This is a genomic window from Shewanella sp. 4t3-1-2LB (genome assembly GCF_017368415.1).
GTDB classification, from domain to species: domain Bacteria; phylum Pseudomonadota; class Gammaproteobacteria; order Enterobacterales; family Shewanellaceae; genus Shewanella; species Shewanella fodinae.
In genome coordinates this window covers 42,154-52,679 of sequence record NZ_JAFNJD010000032.1, presented here as the reverse complement: position 1 = coordinate 52,679, position 10,526 = coordinate 42,154, and the positions used below count along the sequence as shown (strand labels likewise).

Here is a 10,526-nt window from a genome sequence, read left to right as displayed (position 1 = left end):
GGTAAGAATATGTTTGATAAAAATGATGTAAGCGGTCTTGTAGGCAAACATCTGGTGTATACCTATGACAATGGCTGGAACTACGAAATTTATGTAAAAAATGCCAACACCATGGACTACCGCATCCACAGTGGTATCGTTGGTAATCGTTGGGTCAGAGACCAAAAAATCTATCTGGTACGCGTTGCCAGCGATGTGTATAAAATCTCCTGGACGGAGCCAACTGGCACCGATGTTAGCTTAATCGTCAACTTGGCAGACAAAGTATTCCACGGCACCATCTTCTTCCCACGTTGGATTATTAATAATCCAGAAAAAACCGTCTGCTTCCAAAATGACCATATTGCACAGATGAATGCGTACCGTGATGCGGGGCCAGCGTACCCAACTGTCGTAATCGACGAATTCGCCACCATCACCTTTGTACGTGACTGCGGCGAAAATAATGAAGAAGTGATTAACTGCGCAGCCAGCGAATTACCAAAGGATTTTCCTAATAACCTGAAATAACAGGATATTAGAAATATAATATCATTCCGGCGAATGATAACCCAGCAAGTAAAAACGCCTTCCCAGAGGCGTTTTTTGCGCCAACATTTCGCGCACACCAATGTCCCTCACCTATGATTGGCTCCAGCAATAAAAACAAATTTCACAATACTTAAGTCAATAAATCTACATTTTAGGTCGCTAATATTAATTGAAGTTCTGCTGTATGCTGCAAAGCAAAGATTGCGATGGTAATGGGGATTGCGGTTAACAGCGTCATTAACCTCAGCCACTAACCGCCTAATGAAATAAGCCTAAATACACCCGCTGATTTTACTGGGAAGGAACAATAACAATGGAACTGCATTTGCGTACCAGATATCAAGCTTACCTTCGCGCCAAAACCCATTGGGCGATCATTCTGCCCTTGCTCGGTACACTACTCAGTGGTTGTGGTGACGGTGAAGACACTACCGAGGTTGCGCCGTCCCCCACTCCGCCCGTGAGTACACCTGAGCCTGAACCCGGTGATACACCGGTAACGCCAGTGCCTGAAGATGAAAATCCTCCGCCGTTAGAAGCGCCTGCACTGACCAGTGCTGTGCCCTTGCCTCGCGCAGATGCGCCCTCATTACCGCCACCGCCTGCGAGCTTGCGCTTGCCCGCCGACTTTGACATGGGGCAGCAGCGCCAACAAGTTAAATCGACCGGCAGAAGTGCAGTGATTGCAGCAACGGATGCGACGCTGCTCACGCCAGTGGCGGCAACCTCCTCTGGCGATGAAAATGATACGAACATCGCTGCCAAAGCCATTGATGGCGATGTAGAAACTCGCTGGGAAAGTGCCTGGAATAACACCGCGATTGCCCCTGACGCGGCGTGGTTGCAGTTTGATTTTGGCAGTAAAACAGCGATTGGTTATATGAAGCTGCTATGGGAACGCGCCCATGCAACGGAATATGCCATCTACATCTCTGATGATGCCGAGACCTGGTATCAATTGCGTTATGTTGTCGATTCTCCAGGCGAAACTGAGCAGTTCTACAATTTAGGCATCTATGCCCGATATATCCGCTTACAGGGAATAAGCCGCGCCACGCAATATGGTTATTCGCTATTTGAGGCGGAGTTCCGTGCACCTGCGGCTGATAATTCACTGCTGCCGTTGGCAACCTCCGCAGTGTCTTTCCCGATGTCTGGTGCTGGGCTAACGCCATTGCCACAGTTTGCGGAACCGATTGAGTCGACACAGCTTTCCCTGCCCGATGGCCGCTTGGTAACGCGCTTTGGTATGGTGGGTCGTTCTCGCCACGCGCGGGAACGCGGTGAAGACTGGAATGAAATGGGCTATGGCGTGAATGATACTGTCGATGCGGCAGGGAATCCACGCGATAAAGGGCCCGGGGCGCACCTCAATTTTGTGGCTAACTATTTTCAGCTACGCACTTGGGGCGTAGAGATCATCGACGATAGTAATGTCGCTGGCGTGCGCCATCCTAAGTTAGTGATTAACCAATACTTTCAGCAGCCACAAAAAGGCGGCGGACATGTGTTTGTGCGCGGTTTTGATAATCCCTATGTGACCGGATATGGCTGGATGAGTCCCGGTGATTTGTTGGATGATTCCACCTATCTGACCGATGGCGCACCCTGTCCGGTGGTTGCCAAGCCCGCCAATGGCGTATTATTACGCCCCGACAGCGGCTACAACGGTGTTATTGGCGCTAATGATGGTTGTAGCGTGTTGTTTGATACCTTTCCCGGCTATCGTGACAATTCACCTGATGCCAACGGTGTCATGGCACCTAATGGCAAAACCATTGACGCCCGCCCATTGGTCAAAGGCGATGTATTGGAGTTTTCCAGTTCCTTTTTTAGCACTCGTGAGATTATGGACGCGGCAGGTGACAGTCACGGCTATCGCTATTACACCAATGAAATGACCTACGTGATGGGGCAAGGATTAAGCCCTTGGTATGGCGTACAACCACGCCTGAAAAACCAGCCGTTACCAGCGGCAACGTTACAAGGTGGCACAGGCTCAATCTCCTACGATTACGCCGATAACGCCGCATTTATGTTTCAACAACCGCACACCACCATTGGTATGGAAAACATGCAGCGCTTCGTGGAAGGACGACGCTGGATCCATACTAATTTATGGACAGGTGAACATAATGAAGCGGATAACGATCGCAATGATGCCGGCATGCATCTGCAAGGGCCACGCTTTAACCAATCCTCCTGCTTTGGCTGCCACATCAATAATGGCCGCAGTGCCGCGCCTACCGTAATCAACCAGCGGCTAGATACCATGGCGGTGCGCACGGCAGCGTCAACCGAAGCTGGCACCTATTGGCCGGACAGCCATTATGGTGTTGCGGTGCAGATGAACGCCCGTTCTACCACCTCTGGCGCAGCCGAAAACTGGGGCACAGGCGTGTGGTTAGCGGGATTTGAGTATTCCTCTGCCGTGCTGGGCGACGGTACGGTGGTGGAATTACGTAAACCCAAAGTGGCGTTTGAAGGCCCCACCCCAACGGTGTATTCGGTACGTTCGGCGCAGCCGATGATCGGCATGGGGCTGTTGGAAGCCATCCCCGATGCGGAGATTTTATCCCGCGTACGCAGCACGCCTGATGAAGATGGCGTGCAAGGTGTCGCGAACTACAGCTATGACCCAGAAACTGGCGCGGTACATTTAGGCCGTTATGGTTGGAAGGCCAGTAAAGTGAGTTTGCGCCATCAGGTCACCAATGCGGCACTACTCGATATGTCAGTCACCTCAGCAGCCTATCCTAATCGGCAGTGTCTGGCAGGCTCTGCACACTGCAACGCCACTGATGGTAGCGAAGTTGGTCTCTCCGCAGAAGCGGTAGAACGTATGACGCAGTATTTGCAGCTGTTGGGCGTTCCAGCCCAGCGTAGCCTTGTTAGCGGTTTCCCCAAAGGCGTTACGCCGCTGGCCTATCTGGATGTCAATCCTGAGTCTATTGCCAAAGGGGAGCAGCTGTTTACTGATATCCGTTGTAACAGTTGCCATGTGGTAGAACTGCAAACTGGTGCCACGTCAGAGTTTGCCGAGGTACGTAACCAAACCATCAAACCCTATACCGACCTGCTGCTGCACGATATGGGTAACGAGCTGGCCGATAATTTTGAAGAAGGTTTGGCAAGCGGCAACATGTGGCGTACCTCGCCGTTGTGGGGCATCGGCTACACCGAATATGTCGCCGCTGGCACGCCAGTGGGCTACTTGCATGACAGCCGCGCGCGCAATCTAACCGAAGCGATCCTATGGCATAGCGGCGAAGGGGAAGCCAGTAAACAACGGTTCGCCGCGCTCACCTCGCAGGAACGACAGGACTTGCTGGCATTCCTTAAATCGCTGTAACAATGGTTGTGCGATAAGTTATCCGGCTGGCGACATGTCGGCCAGATAACTTACGAAGGGAAAATTGGGGGCTGTCCCCATTTTTGGTCGTTGGCTTTCCTGACTATCAAGAGTGTAAATAGTTAGCCAATAAGGCGTTATAATTAGGCGATGCAAGGATCCTATCGGCATATTGGGATGAAAATGCCCACTCCTGCATCAATTGAGTTAAATCTTTATGGCTATGACTTTTAGCATAGTTAATAAACTGCAAAGTAGTGCCGCCTGATTGATAATACTGATGATAGTATCCACCAACTATCTTATTAAAGTCCTGTTCACCCGTAATGTCGTATAGCAGATGGAAAAACAGCATTCCTACTTCATAAGCACTAAGTCCGTGTTTACCATAATCAAGAAAAGTGGTTTTACTATATAGCGGCTTGTTGGTTAACAAACGTTTTACATAACTCAAACTTTTTTCTGTTTCTTGGGCCAACACTCCGGGTTTATCAAGTTTTTCCGCCACAAAATATTGTAAGAAAGTTGCTAATCCTTCATTCCAGCGAGGTGCTTGTAATTCATTTGCTTTCACGTTCCACTGGTGACTAATTTCATGGTAGATCTGCGAATGGTCAATAAAACCATCCGCCACAATCAGCATACCGGTACGGTCGGCTTGGGAACCGTATCCTTTGGGTATTTCAATCATGGTATAACCCGATGTGCTGTCTAACTCACCAAACCACTTACGATATAATTCAACTGCCTGATTGCTTTTATTTAATAACTGTTCTGAAAATTGCTTATCTTCAAAAGAATATAATGTGACATCACCTTTGTAGAACTTCTGATATTTTGCTATCGCAAAATCCATACGCCAAGCGGGTAGCTTATTTTGATAACGATAAGCCACCCTCTCTTTGTGTTGCTCTGTAGAGATTAATTTTCCCATATTAGCAACGATGTAACCCTGAGGGACTTCTACAGTCACATCATAATCAAAATGGTTAAGCCACCATTTGGCTTTACGGTTCACATCATCGTTCGGGTAAAGCGGAATGGGATAGGCATACACATCTTGGCGGATAATCGAAAATTGTTCGTTAATGCTATCCTGCGTATAAGCCATTCCTGTCTCAACATAGCCGAGAATTTTCCCGCTAAAACTCACCTTTACGCTATAACTTTTTTGAGGTGCCAAAGGCTCTGGCAAGCTAATCTCGACATAGTTTGTTTGCATTGCTGGCCAAGTTTCATCAACCAGCACTTGTTGAGAAAATGACAACGGTGTCTGTGCAATATCTGTAACACTATCAACATGCAGTAAACGATACAGTTCCAAAGGGATATGAGTGGCTGGCTTGTCAGAGATGTTCTGAAGCGTGATGACAGCAGAAGCGTTGATATCCTCTTGCTTAATATTGATCTGATAATTCATTTGGTAATGCGTTGGCACTAACTGCAATTGCCTTTCAGAAAAATTGCTGGCATAAGCGACCTGACTGTAAATAACAATAAAAAATAAATTACACAATACAGTCCGGATCATTTTTAACTTCCTATTATTCTTGATAGTGGCATGCAAAAAAGGCGAGCAGTCTTATTATTTTAATAACGTGTAACCCATGGAGTAGAAAGCGTTAATGGTCGGTTTTGTGATATTGGTTAAAATTTAGTAAGATTCTATCTTTTTGATTCCAAAGAAGAATGAAAAATTCTCTATTCCTAAAGACGCCTTAATTACGTTATGGTAAAAAATGAGGACAGCCATCAATTTAATTCAAACTAACACACTGAATTAATAGGCAATACCAATTCCCCTTGGCGCTGCGCAGGTGCGTTGGGCAGCCATTGAGCAATCGAGGCATGGACGCCGAGAAGCAACGCTGAGCCATGGATGGCGAATCGGTGCGATTTGCGAAAATGGCAAACCATAAGCCCGTAGCGTTTCGCGACGTGGGGCAGCAAGGGGATCGATAAGGGGGCGAGGCTGTCCAGCCCCCTTGTCTCGTAGTGTGAGCACGAAAGCTCACGACTTTCGCAAGCGCCAGCTTGCAAGCCAGGTCGCAACCTGCTAGTTCAAGCGCGAAGCCGTTTCGCGCCATCAAACAGCCTAATCCTCTGGCCCTAAAAGGGTAAACTTCAAATTCTTCCGCATATCCTTAAGCACCACCCCTTTTTTCAGCATCGCTATGCTTAACCGCTTTTGCCACTTCAACAGATCTGGCGCTGCCGCCGCTAACGCTGGTTCATTCTCAAACTGAAAATACAACAGCAACGAACCGGGAAATAGCTGATATTCAACGGTAAACCAACATTGCACCATGCCGGGAATTTCCGCACGGGCTTGGGCTTCAAGGGCATCCGCAACCGTCTGCACAATCGTTTGTTGTTTTTGTTGTACGTTAGAGAGATTTTTCATGGTTAAAGCCTAGTTGTTGAAGCCCAAGTCAGGGGCAAAAGTTCTGCGCCACGCCCTATAAATTGGGCATTTTACATGTTTTTAAGAAAATGAGGGCACCCACCAATTTAAGCTCAGCTAACACACTGAATTAATAGGCAATACCCCTTGGCGCTGCGCAGGTGCGCTGGGCAGCCATTGAGCAATTAAGGCATGGATGCCTTAAAGCCGCGCCGAGGAATGGATTCCGAGTTGGCGGCGATTTGCGAAGATGGCAAACCATAAGCCCGTAGCGTTTCGCGCCGTGGGGCGTCGTCGGGGTTATAAGGGCAAATACTTATCTTTGATGAGTGAGCTTATGAGCGTGAGCCAAGGATGGCGAGCTGGTCGTTAGACAAGGATGTCGTTCGAGGGACGAGCATCGCCCCTTGGCTCAGGTGTGGAACGAGTAGTTCCACGACTTTCCGCAAACGCAGTTTGCATAGGCGCCGCCTATTTAGCCGTTGCATGAGCACGCAAGCTCACAACACTCACTTTTGTGCTAACAGCTGCAACACCGCACCAGTGCCTGTGTGTTTAACACCTTCAATCACCTGCCGATCCAACGCTTGCAGATGCAAGATATTCAGCGCAGCTAATTCGCTAGCAACTTCATCTTTATCCAACAGCATTTCTACAGCCTTGGGGCCGCCAGTACCGAACTGTAATTGTCTTGGGGTATAGCCTTCCAACAGAAATACGCCACCCGGTTTCAAGCTATCAATCACCTGTTGATGCACACGTTTACGTAGCGCAACTGGCAGATGACAAAAAATAGAGACGATGCCATCCCACTGCTTGTTGCCAAAGCTAAAATCCGCTAGATCGGCCTGAATATAGTCAACATTGACCCCATATTGCGCCGCGAGCTTCTTCGCTTTGGCAATGCCAACAGCAGACAGATCGACGGCGGTGACTTGGTAGCCTTGTCGCGCCAGATACACAGAGTTACGGCCTTCGCCATCACCAATACACAACACCCGCCCTTGGGGCAGATCGGCGCTGTGCGCTCGCAAAAATTCGTTGGGTTCACTGCCATACACATAGAGTTCGGCATTGTAGACATCATCCCACATACTACTTCCTTGGTTTTTATAACACTCATAACAAGGGTTACGATCACAACAACGGCGGCCACAGCCGCCTTCCATAATGTTTTTCTAATGTATCATAAACCACAAACAACCGCACAGGCTTAGCGATTAACGTCCACCAGCACCCGGCCCTGGACTTTACCGGCCAACAAATCGCTGGCGGTAGCAATGGCTTCGCTCAGGCCAATTTCACGGGTGTTGTGATCGAGCATGGCTTTAGGCAACCACTGGGCTAACTGCTTCCAGGCTGCAATGCGCTCAGCCTTGGGACGGGTGACGCTGTTAATGCCCAGCAGGCTAACACCACGCAAAATAAAGGGCGCGACCGTTGCAGGGAAGTCCATGCCTTGCGCCAGACCACAGGCCGCCACGGCACCATCGGCTTTGGTGGCAGCACAGGCATTAGCCAGCGTGTGACTGCCGACCGAATCCACCACCGCCGCCCAGCGTTCTTTGGCTAAAGGTTTCCCCGGTTGGCTCAGTTCACTGCGATCGATGATGGCGCTGGCCCCTAAGGCTTGCAGAGAATCTGCCAGTTCAGGACGCCCGGTGGCCGCCACCACCTGATAACCTTTGGCAGCCAGCAAGGCGATGGCAAAAGTACCGACACCGCCGTTAGCGCCGGTCACCAACACCTCACCTTTTTCGGGGGTCAGCCCATGTTTTTCTAGCGCCATGATACATAACATGGCGGTGTAACCGGCAGTGCCAATCGCCATGACATCACGCGTGGAGAAAGCCTCTGGCAGCGGGATCAGCCAATCACCATTGAGGCGAGCAAACTGTGCTAAGCCGCCCCAGTAATTTTCACCAACGCCCCAGCCATTCAGCAGCACTTTGTCACCCGCCTGATAATCTGGGTGGGCACTTTCGATAACAGTCCCTGCGAGATCGATGCCCGGCACTAACGGAAATTTTCGTACCACCGGCCCTTTGCCGGTAATCGCTAAGCCATCTTTGTAATTGAGCGTGCTGTAATCTACTTGCACCAACACATTTTCGGGGGGCAATTGCGCCTCTGCAAGCTGCTGTAATTCACAGCGATAACCTTGTTCATCTTTATTGATTATCAATGCGTTGAACATCTAAAACTCCCTGATCCAGGCGGTAAATGTGCCCAGCAGTGTAACCAGTTTTTTATGCAGAAATGAAGTTAGCGATTAGTCCCATCAAAAGACCATAGCATCATACGTGTTATGGATTGTCGCCATCGCCCTATAACAAAGGCCACCATTGATGAGGAATGAGGTGTGATATTCAAGCTCTACAAGGACAACGCATGCTGGCAGCATTCCGTTATAGCGAACACAAAAATAATCCGGCGATGTCACCGGATTATCTAGGTTGTCGTTAATTGATTGGGATAGACGATAAACGCCTAACGGAACCAGTTAGTCTTACTCAATTCGACAATTTCATCACCACGGCCATTGATAATGGCTTTCATCATATACAGGCTAAAGCCTTTGGCATGTTCAAACTTGATCTGTGGTGGCATTGCCAGTTCCTGCTTGGCGGTATCCACTTCCACCACTACCGGCCCTTCATCATCGAAGGCATCCTGCAACGCTTGCGGCAAGGCTTTAGGATCGTCCACGTGGATACCGCGAACCCCGCAAGCCTCTGCAATTGCAGCAAAGCTGGGGTTTTGCAAATCAGTGTCGTTGGAAAGGTAACCGCCAGCCTTCATTTCCATCGCCACAAACCCTAGCGAACGGTTATTGAATACCACAATTTTCACTGGCAGCTTCAACTGTCGCAGCGACAGTAAATCCCCCATCAGCATGGAGAAACCACCGTCACCACACATGGCGACCACTTGCCGCTGGCGGTTTTCGGCCTGAGCGCCCATCGCTTGTGACAAGGCGTTAGCCATCGAGCCGTGGTTAAAAGAACCTATCAGCCGCCGTTTGCCATTCATCTGTAGATAACGCGCTGCCCAAACCGTCGGTGTGCCCACGTCGGCAGTAAACACCGCATCTTCGGCGGCGGTTTCACTGATCAGCCGCGCCAGATATTGCGGATGAATGAGGTTGTGAGAGGTTTTGCCGCTGGCCAGATCGTCTAGATCTTTTCTGGCTTCATGGTAGTTTTTCAAACACTGATCCAGATGGCTACGGGAACGCCCCTCATCGATCAGCGGCAACAATTCATCAATGGTGTGTTTGATATCACCCAACACGCCGAAATCAATCTGGCAATGACGACCAAGCGATGCCGGGTTGTTATCCACCTGCAATATGTTGGCTTTTTCTGGATAAAACGCCCGATAAGGGAAGCTGGTGCCAAGCAACAGCACGGTCTCAGCCTGGCGCATCGCATGGTAGCCGGAAGCAAAACCGATAAGTCCTGTCATGCCCACATCGTAGGGATTATCGTATTCCAGATATTCCTTACCACGCAGTGCATGGACGATAGGTGCTTGCAGTTTAGCGGCGAGAGCTACCACTTCATCATGAGCATCGGCACAACCAGCGCCGCAAAGAAGGGTTACCTTGCTGCTGCCATTCAGTCGCTGTGCCAGTGTTTCAATGTCAGGCATGGCAGGAAGATAGGTGGCAGGTTTTGGCAAACTCCATTTAGGTTCAACCCCTTCCGGCATCGGTTTTAACGCGATATCGCCAGGCAGAACAATCACAGCTACGTCACGATGCAGTATCGCCTGGCGCATAGCGGTTTCCAGCAAGTAAGGCATCTGCTCTGGATTAGACACCAGCTCGCAGAACACGCTACATTCTTTAAATAATTCCTGCGGATGAGTTTCCTGAAAATAGTTAGTGCCGATTTCGGCAGAAGGAATATGAGCCGCAATCGCCAGCACTGGCACATGGTTGCGATGGCAATCAAACAACCCATTGATCAGATGTAAGTTACCCGGGCCACAGGAACCGGCACATACCGATAATTCACCGGAGATGCTGGCTTCCGCCCCGGCAGCAAAAGCAGCGGTTTCTTCGTGACGAGTACCAAGCCATTCGATGGTGCCGATTTTTCGTAAACTGTCGCTGATACCATTGAGTGAGTCGCCAGTAACGCCCCACATCCGTTTGACACCCGCTTTACTCAGGGTATCGGCAATGAAATACGCAATACTTTGCCCCATACAATACACTCCACTGTTTTTAAT

At 49.6% G+C, this 10,526-nt stretch carries 7 protein-coding genes; 2 read left to right on the top strand and 5 right to left on the bottom strand.

The window, feature by feature from the left end; translation table 11 throughout:
* Together J3L11_RS12600 and J3L11_RS12595 are read left to right on the top strand one after the other, a co-directional pair.
* Positions 1-510: phenolic acid decarboxylase (locus tag J3L11_RS12600; protein ID WP_242695232.1), on the top strand; the 510-nt coding region annotated here is incomplete at its 5' end.
* 334 nt (positions 511-844) lie between these two features.
* Positions 845-3,883, top strand: a complete 3,039-nt coding sequence (locus J3L11_RS12595) for a di-heme oxidoredictase family protein (RefSeq protein ID WP_207571209.1) — start codon at positions 845-847, stop codon at positions 3,881-3,883.
* Between the two features lie 106 nt (positions 3,884-3,989).
* Here the strand turns inward: J3L11_RS12595 and J3L11_RS12590 are convergent, their stop codons facing one another.
* The 5 genes from J3L11_RS12590 to poxB form a co-directional block, all read right to left on the bottom strand.
* Positions 3,990-5,414 (bottom strand): M1 family aminopeptidase, encoded by a 1,425-nt coding sequence (locus tag J3L11_RS12590; RefSeq protein ID WP_207571208.1) that lies wholly within the window; start codon positions 5,412-5,414, stop codon positions 3,990-3,992.
* A 564-nt stretch (positions 5,415-5,978) separates the two neighbouring features.
* Positions 5,979-6,287 (bottom strand): hypothetical protein, encoded by a 309-nt coding sequence (locus J3L11_RS12585; protein WP_207571207.1) that lies wholly within the window; start codon positions 6,285-6,287, stop codon positions 5,979-5,981.
* A gap of 509 nt (positions 6,288-6,796) precedes the next feature.
* Positions 6,797-7,381, bottom strand: a complete 585-nt coding sequence (locus J3L11_RS12580) for a class I SAM-dependent methyltransferase (protein WP_207571206.1) — start codon at positions 7,379-7,381, stop codon at positions 6,797-6,799.
* 119 nt (positions 7,382-7,500) lie between these two features.
* Entirely contained in the window at positions 7,501-8,484 is a 984-nt protein-coding gene (locus J3L11_RS12575; protein ID WP_207571205.1) for an MDR family oxidoreductase, read from the bottom strand.
* A 293-nt stretch (positions 8,485-8,777) separates the two neighbouring features.
* A complete protein-coding gene (gene poxB, locus J3L11_RS12570; RefSeq protein WP_189616965.1) occupies positions 8,778-10,502 on the bottom strand; it encodes a ubiquinone-dependent pyruvate dehydrogenase in 1,725 nt (574 codons plus the stop codon).
* Positions 10,503-10,526: the final 24 nt, after the last annotated feature.